Annotated in this window: 13 protein-coding genes, 8 tRNA genes and 1 rRNA gene; all 22 read right to left on the bottom strand. The window is 52.9% G+C overall.

The features are described from left to right. Positions 1-239: 239 nt before the first annotated feature. Positions 240-312, bottom strand: a tRNA-Ala gene (locus tag DI44_RS16495). 12 nt (positions 313-324) lie between these two features. Further along, a tRNA-Pro gene (locus tag DI44_RS16500) sits at positions 325-398 on the bottom strand. A gap of 4 nt (positions 399-402) precedes the next feature. Further along, positions 403-476 (bottom strand) — tRNA-Arg (locus DI44_RS16505). A gap of 3 nt (positions 477-479) precedes the next feature. Continuing rightward, a tRNA-Leu gene (locus tag DI44_RS16510) sits at positions 480-565 on the bottom strand. 16 nt (positions 566-581) lie between these two features. After that, positions 582-656: transfer RNA gene (locus DI44_RS16515), tRNA-Gly, on the bottom strand. A gap of 11 nt (positions 657-667) precedes the next feature. After that, a tRNA-Leu gene (locus DI44_RS16520) sits at positions 668-752 on the bottom strand. Positions 753-762: 10 nt separating this feature from the next. Next, a tRNA-Lys gene (locus DI44_RS16525) sits at positions 763-838 on the bottom strand. A gap of 138 nt (positions 839-976) precedes the next feature. Next, a tRNA-Val gene (locus tag DI44_RS16530) sits at positions 977-1,052 on the bottom strand. An 8-nt stretch (positions 1,053-1,060) separates the two neighbouring features. Beyond that, a 5S ribosomal RNA gene (rrf, locus tag DI44_RS16535) occupies positions 1,061-1,177 on the bottom strand. A 220-nt stretch (positions 1,178-1,397) separates the two neighbouring features. Further along, the gene (gene lysS, locus DI44_RS16540; protein ID WP_015373717.1) at positions 1,398-2,882 is read right to left on the bottom strand and encodes a lysine--tRNA ligase; all 1,485 of its coding nucleotides are present in this window, start codon (positions 2,880-2,882) and stop codon (positions 1,398-1,400) included. A 329-nt stretch (positions 2,883-3,211) separates the two neighbouring features. Then, entirely contained in the window at positions 3,212-4,213 is a 1,002-nt protein-coding gene (gene dusB / locus DI44_RS16545; protein ID WP_011229588.1) for a tRNA dihydrouridine synthase DusB, read from the bottom strand. Positions 4,214-4,229: 16 nt separating this feature from the next. Next, complete coding sequence (locus DI44_RS16550; RefSeq protein ID WP_011229587.1) at positions 4,230-4,451, bottom strand: helix-turn-helix transcriptional regulator; 222 nt, start codon at positions 4,449-4,451, stop codon at positions 4,230-4,232. Then, positions 4,403-4,930 (bottom strand): 2-amino-4-hydroxy-6-hydroxymethyldihydropteridine diphosphokinase, encoded by a 528-nt coding sequence (gene folK / locus DI44_RS16555; protein WP_025950929.1) that lies wholly within the window; start codon positions 4,928-4,930, stop codon positions 4,403-4,405. The genes DI44_RS16550 and folK overlap by 49 nt, the downstream gene beginning before the upstream one ends. After that, positions 4,931-5,320, bottom strand: a complete 390-nt coding sequence (folB, locus tag DI44_RS16560) for a dihydroneopterin aldolase (RefSeq protein WP_014194586.1) — start codon at positions 5,318-5,320, stop codon at positions 4,931-4,933. It lies immediately after the preceding gene. Beyond that, positions 5,283-6,134 carry a dihydropteroate synthase gene (gene folP, locus DI44_RS16565; protein WP_015373714.1) on the bottom strand — a complete coding sequence of 284 codons (852 nt, stop codon included), beginning with the start codon at positions 6,132-6,134 and terminating at the stop codon, positions 5,283-5,285. The genes folB and folP overlap by 38 nt, the downstream gene beginning before the upstream one ends. Beyond that, the gene (gene pabC, locus DI44_RS16570) at positions 6,134-7,009 is read right to left on the bottom strand and encodes an aminodeoxychorismate lyase (RefSeq protein WP_013143970.1); all 876 of its coding nucleotides are present in this window, start codon (positions 7,007-7,009) and stop codon (positions 6,134-6,136) included. Before pabC ends, folP begins: the two co-directional genes overlap by 1 nt. A gap of 5 nt (positions 7,010-7,014) precedes the next feature. Then, on the bottom strand, positions 7,015-7,590 hold the full coding sequence (gene pabA / locus DI44_RS16575) for an aminodeoxychorismate/anthranilate synthase component II (RefSeq protein ID WP_015373712.1): 576 nt from the start codon (positions 7,588-7,590) through the stop codon (positions 7,015-7,017). A 5-nt stretch (positions 7,591-7,595) separates the two neighbouring features. Beyond that, on the bottom strand, positions 7,596-9,017 hold the full coding sequence (gene pabB / locus DI44_RS16580; protein WP_015373711.1) for an aminodeoxychorismate synthase component I: 1,422 nt from the start codon (positions 9,015-9,017) through the stop codon (positions 7,596-7,598). A 115-nt stretch (positions 9,018-9,132) separates the two neighbouring features. Further along, a complete protein-coding gene (cysK, locus tag DI44_RS16585; RefSeq protein WP_011229580.1) occupies positions 9,133-10,059 on the bottom strand; it encodes a cysteine synthase A in 927 nt (308 codons plus the stop codon). Positions 10,060-10,145: 86 nt separating this feature from the next. Beyond that, the gene (gene hslO / locus DI44_RS16590) at positions 10,146-11,036 is read right to left on the bottom strand and encodes an Hsp33 family molecular chaperone HslO (RefSeq protein WP_015373710.1); all 891 of its coding nucleotides are present in this window, start codon (positions 11,034-11,036) and stop codon (positions 10,146-10,148) included. An 8-nt stretch (positions 11,037-11,044) separates the two neighbouring features. Beyond that, on the bottom strand, positions 11,045-11,821 hold the full coding sequence (locus DI44_RS16595) for a type III pantothenate kinase (protein ID WP_011229578.1): 777 nt from the start codon (positions 11,819-11,821) through the stop codon (positions 11,045-11,047). A 126-nt stretch (positions 11,822-11,947) separates the two neighbouring features. After that, a complete protein-coding gene (gene ftsH, locus DI44_RS16600) occupies positions 11,948-13,846 on the bottom strand; it encodes an ATP-dependent zinc metalloprotease FtsH (RefSeq protein WP_011229577.1) in 1,899 nt (632 codons plus the stop codon). Between the last annotated feature and the right edge of the window lie 59 nt (positions 13,847-13,905).

The following is a 13,905-nucleotide window of genomic DNA, read 5'->3' as shown; positions in this document are numbered from 1 at the left end:
TGCTTCGTTGCAGTCTTGCGTCGAGGAACCCAATTCCCCCGAATTCACTAGAAGACACAGGCGCAAAGTTGCTGCATTGAAACAACTTCTCTGCTGGTTTTCGTCGAAGAATCCCGTTTCTCTCCATTCACTTGCAGGACACAAGGTTGCTACTTTCGTTTGCTTCTCTGTAATCCTACCGAGGAACCTCACGTCTTCAAATTCCCTTGCAAGCGGCAGGCACAGACATAAAGCAACAGTGGAGCCTATCGGGATCGAACCGATGACCTCCTGCGTGCAAAGCAGGCGCTCTCCCAGCTGAGCTAAGGCCCCATATATCCGCTATCGGGAAGACAGGATTTGAACCTGCGACCCCATGGTCCCAAACCATGTGCTCTGCCAAACTGAGCTACTTCCCGCCAACGCGCTCGAGAGGATTCGAACCCCTAACCTTCTGATCCGTAGTCAGATGCTCTATCCAATTGAGCTACGAGCGCAAGTGCCGAGGGCCGGACTCGAACCGGCACGGTAGTGACCTACCCCAGGATTTTAAGTCCTGTGCGTCTGCCAATTCCGCCACCCCGGCTAAATGGGCAAATAAATGGAGCGGAAGACGGGACTCGAACCCGCGACCCCCACCTTGGCAAGGTGGTGTTCTACCGCTGAACTACTTCCGCTCGAATCAACATGCGGGTGAAGGGACTCGAACCCCCACGCCCGTAAAGGGCACTAGACCCTGAATCTAGCGCGTCTGCCAATTCCGCCACACCCGCAAATCAATTGTGGTGAGCCATGGAGGACTCGAACCTCCGACCCTCTGATTAAAAGTCAGATGCTCTACCTACTGAGCTAATGGCTCATAGTCAAGTATACACTCACAATGAACGATGTCCCTTCCTCTGCTAGCATATTCGAAGATGTTGGATGCGTCGGGACAACTCGAAGTAGATTCAAAGATGTAATACTCGTCACTGAACTAATGGCTCATAATAGGTGATGGTGGAGGATGACGGGATCGAACCGCCGACCCCTTGCTTGTAAGGCAAGTGCTCTCCCAGCTGAGCTAATCCTCCACGGGATTGCCTAGCGACGACCTACTCTTGCAGGGGCGCTGGCCCCAACTACCATCGGCGCTGGAGGGCTTAACTTCCGTGTTCGGGATGGGAACGGGTGTTTCCCCTCCGCTATCATCACTAGACAATCAACAGACAAGTCATATTATAATTAAATTTATTTATTTGTCAATAGGTCCTTGTTTTTGATTAGTGCTGTCATTTCAACGTGCTATCATAATATAACACGTTGGGAGTGGTTTGTCAACTCGACTTCCTGTGTTTGTTTTTCAACAAAACAACGACGACTATTTTTACATAAATGAAAAGCCCCCTGCTGCTTGTCTTTGCAGGGAGCGATCAAATTTATTTATGACGCATTTGCGGGAAAAGCAACACGTCGCGGATCGACGGCGAGTTCGTCAGCAGCATGACCAGACGGTCGACCCCGATGCCAAGCCCGCCTGTTGGCGGCATGCCGTACTCGAGCGCTTCAAGGAAGTCTTCGTCCATTTCATGTGCTTCATCGTTTCCTTGTTCACGCTCTTTCAGCTGCGCCTCAAAGCGTTGGCGCTGATCGATCGGATCATTCAATTCGGTAAAGGCGTTGGCATGTTCACGCCCGACGATAAACAGCTCAAATCGGTCGGTAAAACGCGGGTCGTCCGGATTTTTCTTGGCCAACGGTGAAATTTCAACCGGATGGCCATAAATGAACGTCGGCTGAATGAGGTGAGACTCGACTTTTTGTTCAAAAAATTCGTTGACAATATGGCCAAACGTCATATGTGGAGCAACTTCCACTCCATGTTCTTTCGCCAGCTCCCGCGCCTCTTCGTCGCTCATCTGCCGCCAGAAGTCGACGCCGACATATTCCTTGATCGCATCGACCATATGGAGGCGCCGCCACTCGGGCGTTAAGTCGACGACATGCTCGCCGTATTGAATTTTCGTCGTTCCAAGCACTTCAGTGGCAATGTGGGCGATCAAGTTTTCCGTTAGTTCCATGATGTCACGGAAATCGGCGTACGCCTCGTACAATTCGAGCATCGTAAACTCCGGATTATGGCGGGTGGAAATGCCTTCGTTCCGGAAAACGCGGCCGATTTCATACACTTTTTCCAAACCACCGACGATGAGCCGTTTTAAATGGAGCTCGATGGCGATTCGCATATAAAGGGTCATATCCAATGCGTTATGATGCGTAATGAACGGGCGCGCCGCAGCGCCGCCAGCAACGGCGTGCATCATCGGCGTTTCAACTTCCAAATAGCCACGGCTGTCGAGATACCGCCGCATCGATTGGATGATGAAACTGCGGGTGATGAACGTCTTTTTGCTCTCCGGATTCATAATTAAATCGAGATAACGCTGGCGATAGCGTTGCTCTATGTCTTTCAAACCATGGTATTTTTCCGGCAGCGGACGCAGCGCTTTCGTCAAAAATTCGTACGACGACACTTTGATGGAAAGTTCACCAACTTTTGTTTTAAACATTGTGCCGCGCACGCCGACGATATCGCCAAGGTCAGAGATTTTAAACAGTTCGTACTGCTGTTCGCCAACATCGTCTTGACGGACGTAAATTTGAATCTGCCCGGTGACATCCTGGATATGGGCGAACCCGGCTTTTCCTTTGCCGCGCTTTGTCATGATGCGGCCGGCGACGGCGACTTCAATTTGCTTTTCTTCAAGTTCCTCTTTCGACAAATCGCCGTACAGTTCGAACAGTTCTTGCGCTTTATGAGTGCGCTCGAACCGTTTGCCAAACGGGTCGACACCCAATTCCTCAATTTTTTTCAGCTTTTCCCTGCGGACGCGCAGTTGGTCGTTCAATTCTTCATGGCTCATACCTCATTCACTCCATTTAGCGATTTTTTACGAAAAATACTGCCAGCGCTCGCTGGCAGTCCTCCGCTGCATGAACGTCATCTCCGTTGTGTGAACTACCCACACCTACGCTTCGCTTAGAGGTGGAGGCTTCAAGCGACTTGTGCGTGTTCGCCGAACGGTAAGCCACACACAAGAACCCTTTACGCTTCCCTTCGTTCCGAAGGTGTCCGTTCTAGCCATATTCTATCCTATTCGTTGGCTAACGCCAACCGACATTCATCTCCCACCTACTCACTGGGTTACACCCTTCGCGTTCCTTGAGGTGGGAGACTTCTTTCGGAAATCCGTTAAACGGCTTCGGCGTTCGCCGCTGCTTGGACTTCCGCTTCCTCCGCCACGCGAAGCAACAGTGCGGCCAGTTCGTCCCGCGTTTCACATTCATTGATGGCGTTCCGGATTTTCGCTGCGCCGCGAATGCCTTTTAAATACCAAGCAGCGTGTTTACGCATTTCTTTGACGGCGATATATTCGCCTTTTAAGGCAATTAATCGGTCTAAATGCAGCAGGCAGACATCGATTTTTTCCCTCGGCGTCGGTTCCGGGATGAGCTCTCCAGTTTCTAAATAACGGACAGTGCGATAGATCATCCAAGGGTTTCCAAGCGCCGCCCGTCCGATCATGACGCCGTCGACCCCTGTTTCTTCAAGCATCCGCTTTGCATCTTGAGGCGTTTTGACATCTCCGTTGCCGATAACCGGGATGTTGACGGCTTCTTTCACTTGCTTGATGATGTTCCAGTCCGCTTTTCCTTCATACATTTGCACCCTTGTCCGTCCGTGGACGGCGACGGCCTTCCCGCCGGCGCGCTCAACGGCTTGAGCGTTTTCGACGGCGTAAATGTGCTTTTCATCCCAACCGATCCGCATTTTCACCGTGACCGGTTTTTCAACGGCATCGACGATCGCGGCAACGACATCATAAATTTTATTCGGGTCAAGCAGCCATTTCGCTCCAGCGTCGCAATTCGTAATTTTCGGCACTGGGCAACCCATGTTGATGTCGATGATATCTGCATTCGTATTTTTATCGACAAATTTCGCCGCTTTGACGAGCGTTTCTTTCTCGCCGCCGAAAATTTGCAAGCTGATCGGCTTTTCCCGTTCATCAATATATAACATGTTTAACGTCTTTTCGTTGTTGTATACGATTCCTTTGTCGCTTACCATCTCGGCGCATACAAGCCCGGCGCCGAATTCTTTGACGGTCAGGCGGAACGCGGAGTTGCATACGCCTGCCATCGGAGCGAGCACGACGCGGTTTTTAATTTCGACATCGCCAATGCGAAACATCGCAGATGCCTCCTTTCTACTTGTTCGATTCGAGTTTCGGCGGCGCCAGTTCTTCCACCGATATATTCAGCCGTTCGGCGATTTGTCCAACGAGCGAATCGGACGGCATCCGGTTCCCCCGTTCAATTTCACCAAGGATCGATACGGAAATGCCTAGTTCTTTCGCCAGTCTTTCTTGCGTATATCCTTTCAACTTTCGAAAAGCGCGAATACGTCTTCCCCATCTTTCCGCTTCCATACATGAACTCCTTTTTTGTCAGGTAGTCGGCCAATGATGTCGATTAACGGCTCGGAAAGGTTCGGTATTGCCACGTGGGAGTTGACTTCAAACAACGGGATGAGCACGAACGCCCGCTCCGCCATGCGCGGATGCGGGATCGTCAGCTGCTCTGTTTCAATATTTTCATGATTATACAGCAAAATGTCAAGGTCTAACGTCCGTGGTCCCCAGCGAATTTCCCTTTTTCTTCCAAGACGTCGTTCGATTTGCTGGGTCACGTCAAGCAAGGCAAACGGCGACAACGTCGTCGCCACCTCGATCACCATGTTTAAAAACTTGCCTTGGTTGACATAGCCGACCGGATCGGTTTCATAAATCGATGAGCTCGATGTGATCAAAATTTCCTGATGATGATGGAGCGCTTCAATGGCAGAACGCAAATAGAAAACACGATCTCCGAGGTTGGAGCCTAAAGCGAGATATGCGATGTTTTCCATTTAACGACCCCTATCAATTTCGACTGCGACATGTTGATAATGGCCGCGAATCGGCGGATTCGGCTTCGTCACTTTGACAATGCAGCGCTCGACAACAGGAAAGGCAGCGAGCAAGTCGGCGGCGATCGCTTCAGCGACCGCCTCGATCAAGGCGAACGTCCGCTCCTCAACGATCGCCCGGCAGCGCTCGTACACATCGGCGTAGTTGACGGTATACTCAAGACAATCGCTCCGCCCGGCGGGCTGCAAGTCGAGCTCCAACGTCACATCGACCAAAAATCGCTGGCCAAGGATGTTTTCTTCGCGAAACACCCCGTGGTAGCCGTAAAACTCCATGCCTTGCACATAAATTTTATCGATGACCGCTCTCTCCCTTCCCAAGCATAGCATCCATCATTTTGGCCATGCGGGCAATCGGCAATACATCATGGACTCGGACGATGTGCACCCCTTTCATGATGCCGAGACAAACGGTCGCTCCTGTTCCTTCGACCCGCTCCTCGACAGGCACGCCGAGCACATGGCCGATAAATCGTTTGCGCGACGTGCCAAGCAAAAGCGGATAGCCGAGAGCGGCAAATTCATCAAGGCGCCGCATCACCTCCAAGTTATGCTCGACCGTCTTGGCGAAGCCGATCCCCGGATCTAAAATAATGTTCTCATCTTTCACACCCGCCTCTTTGACAATGCGAATGCTTTCTTTCAAATCGGCGATCATGTCGGAAATCAAATCGCGATAGGCCATATCGCGGCGGTTGTGCATTAAAATGATCGGCGCGCCGTACGTGGCGGCAACACCGGCCATATCAGGGTCCGCCTTGGCTCCCCAAACGTCGTTGATGATGTGCGCCCCAGCCTCCATGGCTTGCCGCGCCACTTCCGCTTTGTACGTGTCAATTGAGATCGGCACACTCACCGCCTTAGCAATCGCTTTTACCGCCGGAATGACGCGGCGCAATTCTTCATCAAGCGGCACTGGATCCGCCCCCGGACGAGTTGATTCACCGCCGATGTCAATGATGTCTGCTCCTTCCGCCACGAGCCGCTTCGCGTGCTTGACCGCGTTTTCCACGTCGTAAAACCGGCCGCCGTCGGAAAACGAATCGGGCGTGACGTTGACAATGCCCATGATCAACGTTTTTTTGTTTAAGTCAAGCTCATGCCCGCGGCATTGAAGCCGAAGAGGGCGCATCGATGTTGTCATCAGTCGTTCATCCTTTCTGCCAATTCGTTCCTCGTCCATAGCCGATGGGTCAAGCGTCGGTAATGGTGCTGCAAGGCCCGGACCACCGGACCATTTTTTCCTTGGTAAACGCAATGGCCAATGCGGCAAAGGGGTACAATTTCCTGCACAGAGTTGGTGATAAATGCTTCATCAGCCTGCAACAAATGGGACAGCGGATATACCCCTTCTTCAACTGGGATGCGCAACTGCTTGAGCAAAGCAATGATGAATTGTCTTGTGATGCCGTTTAATATGCCGACAGCCGGCGCTGGCGTGTAGACGATGCCGTCTTTCACCCAAAAAATATTGGAAACGATCCCCTCCGCTACCGCACCATCTGAATTCAAAAAAATTCCTTCCGCATGAGGTCGATGTCCGAGCTCCCATTTCCCAATCATATTGTTTAAATAATGGTGCGACTTTAGTCGCTCATTGCCTTCCGGGCTGTTTCGCCTTGCCGCGAGCACCACCCCTTCTTTTCCTTCCGGAGGGACGGGCGGCGGAAGCGGCTTCATATAGACGATGACGGTCGGGTTTCGGTAACGTTCGATCGGCAAGCCGAGATCGCCGACCCCGGCCGATACATTGAAGCGCACATAAGCGTCGCGCAAGCCATTGGCCTCGAGCAACTGCTCGATGATCGCCACCACTTCGGCGCGGCCGAACTGCCTTTCGATGTGAAGCTCAGACAGCCCTTTGTTCAATCGGGCCAAATGATCGTCAAGCAAAAAAGGGTGGCCGCTATACGTGCGGAATGTTTCAAATAAGCCGAGCCCATATAAAAAGCCGTGATCAAACGCTGATAACTGCGCTTCTTCGCGCGGAACGACCGCGCCGTTGATATACACGTACATGACTGTCACGCCTTTTTATACGTGTTGATAAAGTTTTTCAACAGCTGCATCCCATGGCTTGTCATAATCGATTCCGGGTGAAACTGCACGCCTTCCACCGGCAGCGTTTTATGGCGAATCGCCATCACTTCACCCTCTTCCGTCCAAGCCGACACGACGAAACAGTCCGGAAGCGTCTCTTTCTCGACGATAAGGGAATGGTAGCGCGTTGCCGTAAACGGGTTCGGCACGCCGCGGAAAATCGTCTCCCCATCATGGTAGACGGACGATGTTTTCCCGTGCATCAGCCTTGGAGCGCGGACAACGCGGCCGCCGAACGCCTGGGCGATGGCTTGATGTCCGAGGCAGACGCCGAAAATCGGAATTTGGCCGGCAAAGCGATCGATGACTTCCAGGCTGACCCCTGCCTCATTCGGTGTGCATGGACCGGGGGAAATCATAATAAAATCAGGGCGGAGTCGTTCGATTTCAGCCACCGTAATTTCATCATTCCGTTTGACAATCAGCTCTTCTCCCAACACGCCCAAATATTGCACCAAATTGTACGTAAATGAATCGTAGTTATCAATCATGACGATCATCATTCTCACCTCATGCTCGGAAATAATGCCTCTGCTTCGCTCAGCTCTTTCGCTTTCCAAAGGGCAGCCGCTTTCTTTAAACATTCCTTGTACTCATGCTCTGGGTTGGAATCGATGACGATGCCCGCTCCTGCCTGTACATGCGCCAATCCGTCTTTGACGACCATCGTTCGAATGGCGATGTTTAGCTCCATGTTTCCTTGAAAATCGATCCAACCGATCGAGCCCGTGTACAAGCCGCGGCGGACCGGTTCCAACTCTTCAATAATCTCCATTGTTCGCACTTTCGGAGCGCCGGTGATCGTCCCGCCGGGAAACATGGCGCGAATGACGGAAAACGCATCGTGCTCCGTCGTCATGGTGCCGGATACGTGAGAAACGATATGCATCACATGAGAATACTTTTCGACGGTCATCCATTCGTCAACTCGAACCGTCCCGTATGCACAGACGCGCCCAAGGTCATTCCGTTCAAGATCAACGAGCATGGCGTGCTCGGCCCGCTCCTTTTCACTCGCAAGCAACTTGCGAGCAATTTGTTCATCCTCTGCCGCCGTCCGACCGCGCGAACGTGTGCCGGCAATCGGCCGCGTCTCAAGACGCCATCCCCGCTTGCGGACGAGCAACTCCGGCGAGCCGCTGACGACTTGAAATTCCGGGGTATGCAAATACGCCATGTAAGGGGACGGGTTCAGCATCCGCAACTGCTTGTAGACGGCAAATGGATGCGTCACCAGCGGCTGCGACTGACGCACCGATAAGTTGACTTGAAACACATCGCCCGCCGCAATATAGCGTTGCACGCGGCGAACCGCATCCATAAACCTCTCTTTTGTCATGGAAACAGACGGCGCAGCTGTCGAGGCAGCAAGCGGCCAGACCAGCGCTTCATTCCGATCCTCGAGCCACATCCGTGCTTGCCGCGCAAGCCGCCGGTTTGCTTCGCTTTCCTCCCCTTCATTCGCGTAGGCAAGCAAATGAAGCTGTTCAGTTTGGTGATCATAAATCGCTACGTCGTCAAAGAGGAAAAAATACATGAGCGGCAGCCGCAAATCATCTTGCGCGAGCACCGGGAGCCGTTCCAGATAGCGAACCGCATCATAGCTAATGAAACCGATCAGCCCGCCTTGGCAAGGCAACGACTCCCCCTCATCCGGCACGGCGAAACACCGAAGCCATTGCCGGAGCCCTTCGAGCGGCGAGCCATCCAGCACCGTTTCAACCCCGCGCTGCTTGATGATGAGCCGCCGCTCGTCAGCGCGGATCACTCCGATCGGGTCAAGGCCGATCATGCTGTACCTTCCCCCTTGGCCGCTCTCAAGCAACACATGATGAGGCCGGCTATAGGCCAGCTGTTCGTACTGGCGGAACCAATCCCGTCCGCGATAATCGATAGTTCGTTTCAGTCGCCTGCGCCGCTGTTCCATCCTCGTCAGCTCCTTACGATGTCCATAGTTACTTTTATTGTACAATGATTGTCCGTCTGGGTCACCATCCTCGTAAAAAAAATTCGACAGGGTTGCCCCTGCCGAAAAAGTCTGCTTAGTCTTCAAATTGGTAAAGAGGCGTGCTCAAATAACGTTCGCCGTTGCTCGGGATGATGGCGAGCACTTTTTTCCCTTTGCCGAGCTCTTTCGCCACTTTCAATGCCGCATGAATCGCAGCGCCGGACGAAATGCCGCCGAGAATGCCTTCCTCGCGAGCCGCGCGGCGGGCCGCCGCAAACGCTTCTTCCGTCGTTACCGTAATAACCCCATCGTAAATGCTCGTATCCAAAATATCTGGAACAAAGCCAGCGCCGATCCCTTGGATTTTGTGCGGGCCCGGTTTTCCTCCCGACAAGACTGGGGAATCGGCCGGTTCAACGGCGTAAATTTTAATGTTTGGGTAAGCTTCGCGCAACACTTTGCCTGCTCCGGTGATCGTTCCGCCCGTGCCAACGCCGGCAACAAACGCATCAAGCTGGTCGCCCATTTGCTCCACGATCTCTTTCCCGGTCGTCAAGCGATGGATTTCCGGGTTCGCCTCGTTTTTAAATTGCTGCGGCATAAAGTAGCCGTGCTCGCGGACGAGCTCTTCCGCCTTTGCGATTGCTCCGCGCATCCCTTGTGCACCCGGTGTGAGCACAAGCTCGGCTCCATACGCCCGCAGCAGGTTGCGGCGCTCCAAGCTCATCGTATCCGGCATGACCAATACAGCCTTATATCCTTTCGCCGCCGCGACCATCGCCAATCCGATCCCAGTGTTGCCGCTTGTCGGCTCAACGATCGTGTCGCCCGGCTTCAGCTTGCCCGCTTTTTCCGCCGCTTCAATCATCGCCAACGCAATCCGGTCTTTGACGCTGCTGCCCGGGTTCATAAATTCCAGTTTCAAATACACATCCGCGCTGTCTTCATCAACGATGCGGTTCAGTTTCACGGCCGGCGTATCGCCGATCAATTCGGTTATCGAGTTGACTGTGCGTGCCATTGTTCCACCTCTAATCCCCATTAATTTTATCGACTTTGTCTCCAATGTATCAACTATTGGCGTAATTGTCAATCATTTTACTGTTTTCATTCTTTTTTTGCGAGTTGTTTCAACTGTTCCAGCTCCGCTTTGTCGAAATGGTACGTTTCATTGCAAAAATGGCACGAAGCTTCCGCCTGCCCTTCTTTGTCGATGATGTCTTGGATTTCCTCGGGCCCTAGGCTGATAAGGGCATCAGCGATCCGCTCGCGCGAACAGCGGCAGACGAATGACACCGGCATCGTCTCGAGCACACGGACGCCTCCATCTCCCAACAGTTGTTCGAGCAGCTGTTCCGGGCTGAGCCCTCTTTCGATCATGCGCGACACGGGCGGAATTTGTTTCAGCCGCTCTTCAATGCGAGTGATCGTGTTCTCCTCCGTCCCGGGCATCAACTGGATCATAAATCCTCCGGCGGCTCGGATGGTATGGTCGGGATTGACGAGCACCCCGACGCCAACCGATGACGGAATTTGTTCGGACGAAGCAAAATAATACGTAAAATCATCGCCAAGCTCCCCGGAGATAAGCGGCACTTGTCCGGTGAAAAAGTCGCGCAGCCCAAGATCCTTCACAACCGTCAACATCCCATTTTTGCCAACCGCCCGTGCCACATCAAGTTTCCCGTGCTCGTTCAGTTCAAAATGCACATGCGGATTCGTTACATAGCCACGCACTTCCCCTCTGGCGTTGCTGTCGACTAAAATGACGCCGATCGGGCCGCCGCCGTCAATTTTAATCGTCAACGTTTCCTCGCCTTTCAGCATCGCTCCCATCATAACACCGGCGGTCAACGCCCGGCCGAGAGCCGCTGAGGCGGTCGGCCATGTTTGGTGGCGGCGTTGCGCCTCGGCGACAGTTTCCGTCGTTCTTGCGGCATACGCTCTCACTTGTCCATTGTAAGCGAGTGCTTTGACTAAGTAGTCTCCCATCTTCATCAAGCCTTTCATCCTTTTTTCTCGGTGTTTTTCTCGTACAACAATTTTAAGCCAGTCAGCGTCAAAAACGGATCAACGACATCGATGATGTCCGATTCGCTGGCAATGAGTGGAGCTAGGCCGCCGGTGGCAATCACCTTCGGCGGGATTTTGCTTTTCGCCTTCATTCGCGACACGATGCCTTCCACTTGTCCGACATAACCGTATAAAATACCGGCTTGCATGGCGCTGACCGTATTTTTGCCGATGATATCATCCGGGCGGGCGATTTCAATGCGCGGCAATTTCGCCGCCCGCGCAAACAGAGCCTCTGTCGAGATCATAATTCCCGGGGCAATGGCCCCTCCCATATATTGTTTATGTTCATTAATATAACAATACGTCGTCGCCGTGCCAAAATCGACGATAATCAGCGGACTGCCGTACAAATGGATGCCGGCGACCGCGTTGACAATCCGGTCGGCGCCCACCTCACGCGGATTGTCATATTTGATGTCGAGCCCGGTTTTAATACCCGGACCGACGATGAGCGGTTTGATATGGAAATATTTTAGACACATGCGTTCAAGAGCAAACATAATCGGCGGCACGACCGAGGAAATGATGATGCCTCGAATGTCGGAAAACTGCAAGCCGACATGGTTCAAGAGCGCTTTGATCATCATGCCGTATTCGTCTTCCGTTTTCGAGCGGCTTGTTTCAATGCGCCAATGATGTTTCAGTTCGTCCCCGTCATACACCCCTAACACCGTGTTTGTATTGCCGACGTCCAATACAAAAATCATCGCTTCATTCCTCGCTTTTCCTCGATAAATTCCCATTCTTTATCATATCATACTTACGGGAAAAAAACTGTCCTTCTTTCCCTGGGCCGCCGGCAAAAAAAAGATGCCTCCGAACAGAGACATCGATTACTCCTCTTTCTTTTGGATGTTGATTTTCACATCGCCGTCGCTTTTGCCGGACTCCTCGCGCCCGTTCCGGTCTTTGGGCAGCGTGCCATGTTCGAACAAATGTTTAATTTGCTCCGCATCGAGCGTCTCGACTTCCAACAGCGTGTTGGCGATCAAATCCAATTTGTCCCGATGTTGGGTCAAAATTTGTTTCGCTTTTTCATAGCACTCTTTAATGATGCGCTGAATCTCTAAGTCAATTTCATAGGCGATTTTGTCGCTGTAGTTTTGCTCGTTGTGTAAGTCACGTCCTAAAAACACTTGCCCGCTCGGTTGGCCGAATTGAAGCGGACCAAGCTTTTCGCTCATGCCGAACTCCGTCACCATCCGGCGCGCGATGTTTGTCGCCCGCTGAAAATCGTTGTGAGCCCCCGTGCTCACTTCATTGAACACGATTTCCTCGGCAACGCGCCCGCCGAGCAGTCCGGTGATTTTATCCATCAGTTCGGCTTTCGTCATAAAGTAGCGGTCTTCTTTCGGCAGCATGACCGCATAGCCTCCGGCTTGGCCGCGCGGCACAATCGTCACTTTATGCACCATTTCCGCATCGGCGAGCACCATGCCGATGACCGTATGCCCAGCTTCGTGAAACGCGACGATGCGCCGTTCTTTTTCCGAAATGACGCGGCTTTTTTTCGCCGGTCCGGCAATCACCCGGTCCGTCGCCTCGTCGATGTCGCTCATATCAATTTTCTTTTTGTTGCGGCGCGCTGCAACGAGCGCCGCCTCATTCAGCAAGTTTTCCAAGTCGGCGCCGGAAAATCCAGGCGTCCGCATCGCGATCGTCTTCAAGTCAACCGATTCATCGAGCGGCTTGTTGCGGGCATGCACGCGCAGCACCGCTTCGCGCCCTTTGACGTCCGGGCGGTCGACGGTAATCTGCCGGTCGAAGCGCCCCGGGCGCAACAGCGCCGGGTCTAAAATGTCCGGCCGGTTGGTGGCCGCGATAATAATGATCCCTTCGTTGCCGTTAAAGCCGTCCATTTCGACAAGCAGTTGGTTGAGCGTCTGCTCACGCTCGTCATGGCCGCCGCCAAGGCCGGCGCCGCGCTGGCGGCCGACGGCGTCGATCTCATCAATGAAGATGATGCACGGGGCATTTTTTTTCGCCGTTTCAAACAAGTCGCGCACCCGCGATGCCCCGACCCCGACGAACATTTCCACGAAATCCGACCCGCTGATCGAGAAAAACGGCACGCCCGCTTCTCCGGCAACCGCGCGCGCCAACAGCGTTTTCCCGGTTCCGGGCGGCCCAACGAGCAATACCCCTTTCGGAATGCGGGCGCCAAGTTCCGCAAACTTGCGCGGATCTTTTAAAAACTCGACGATTTCCACCAACTCTTCCTTTTCCTCATCTGCCCCAGCCACATCGCGGAAGCGGACTTTCCGCTTGTCATCCGTATACAGCCGCGCCCGGCTTTTGCCGAAATTCATCACCCGGCTGCCGCCGCCCTGTGCCTGGTTCAAAAGGAAGAAGAACAAAATAAAAATAATCACAAATGGGATGATGGAAGTGAAAAACGTCACCCATCCGCTCGTTTCGTCCGCTGGCACGACTTCCACCCGCGTCCGCGCCGCCGCCGCATCGATGCGGTCAAGCACTTTGTCACTGTTCATGACGTAGGTGGAAAAGTACTGCCCTTCGCTATATGTTTTCAACTGGCCTTTGATTTCATATACGCCGCGCTCCGGCTTAATGGAAAACGACTTGACATCCCCGTTTTCCAGATGAGTGATGAACGCATCGTACGTCATCGGCTCCGTTCGCTGGTTCGTGCCGTTAAAAAAGCTGACGACGCCGATCACGACGAGGAAAATCAGCAAATAAAAGATGGTATTGCGGAAAATCCGGTTCATTTCTTGCCTCCTCCCATATGAAACACACTATACTCAATACTATCATAGAAATTTGTTTC

It is taken from the genome of Geobacillus sp. CAMR5420 (assembly GCF_000691465.1).
Classification (GTDB): domain Bacteria; phylum Bacillota; class Bacilli; order Bacillales; family Anoxybacillaceae; genus Geobacillus; species Geobacillus thermoleovorans.
Note: the sequence above shows the minus strand (reverse complement) of the source record. Positions and strands in the feature narration are given on the sequence as shown.

What these genes read in the sequence shown, in the direction of transcription:
- lysS (WP_015373717.1), bottom strand. Translation starts at nt 2,882, where the DNA reads ATGAGCCATGAAGAATTGAACGACCAACTGCGCGTCCGCAGGGAAAAG.
- dusB (WP_011229588.1), bottom strand. Translation starts at nt 4,213, where the DNA reads ATGTTTCGCATTGGCGATGTCGAAATTAAAAACCGCGTCGTGCTCGCT.
- DI44_RS16550 (WP_011229587.1), bottom strand. Translation starts at nt 4,451, where the DNA reads ATGGAAGCGGAAAGATGGGGAAGACGTATTCGCGCTTTTCGAAAGTTG.
- folK (WP_025950929.1), bottom strand. Translation starts at nt 4,930, where the DNA reads ATGGAAAACATCGCATATCTCGCTTTAGGCTCCAACCTCGGAGATCGT.
- folB (WP_014194586.1), bottom strand. Translation starts at nt 5,320, where the DNA reads ATGCTATGCTTGGGAAGGGAGAGAGCGGTCATCGATAAAATTTATGTG.
- folP (WP_015373714.1), bottom strand. Translation starts at nt 6,134, where the DNA reads ATGACAACATCGATGCGCCCTCTTCGGCTTCAATGCCGCGGGCATGAG.
- pabC (WP_013143970.1), bottom strand. Translation starts at nt 7,009, where the DNA reads ATGTACGTGTATATCAACGGCGCGGTCGTTCCGCGCGAAGAAGCGCAG.
- pabA (WP_015373712.1), bottom strand. Translation starts at nt 7,590, where the DNA reads ATGATCGTCATGATTGATAACTACGATTCATTTACGTACAATTTGGTG.
- pabB (WP_015373711.1), bottom strand. Translation starts at nt 9,017, where the DNA reads ATGGAACAGCGGCGCAGGCGACTGAAACGAACTATCGATTATCGCGGA.
- cysK (WP_011229580.1), bottom strand. Translation starts at nt 10,059, where the DNA reads ATGGCACGCACAGTCAACTCGATAACCGAATTGATCGGCGATACGCCG.
- hslO (WP_015373710.1), bottom strand. Translation starts at nt 11,036, where the DNA reads ATGAAGATGGGAGACTACTTAGTCAAAGCACTCGCTTACAATGGACAA.
- DI44_RS16595 (WP_011229578.1), bottom strand. Translation starts at nt 11,821, where the DNA reads ATGATTTTTGTATTGGACGTCGGCAATACAAACACGGTGTTAGGGGTG.
- ftsH (WP_011229577.1), bottom strand. Translation starts at nt 13,846, where the DNA reads ATGAACCGGATTTTCCGCAATACCATCTTTTATTTGCTGATTTTCCTC.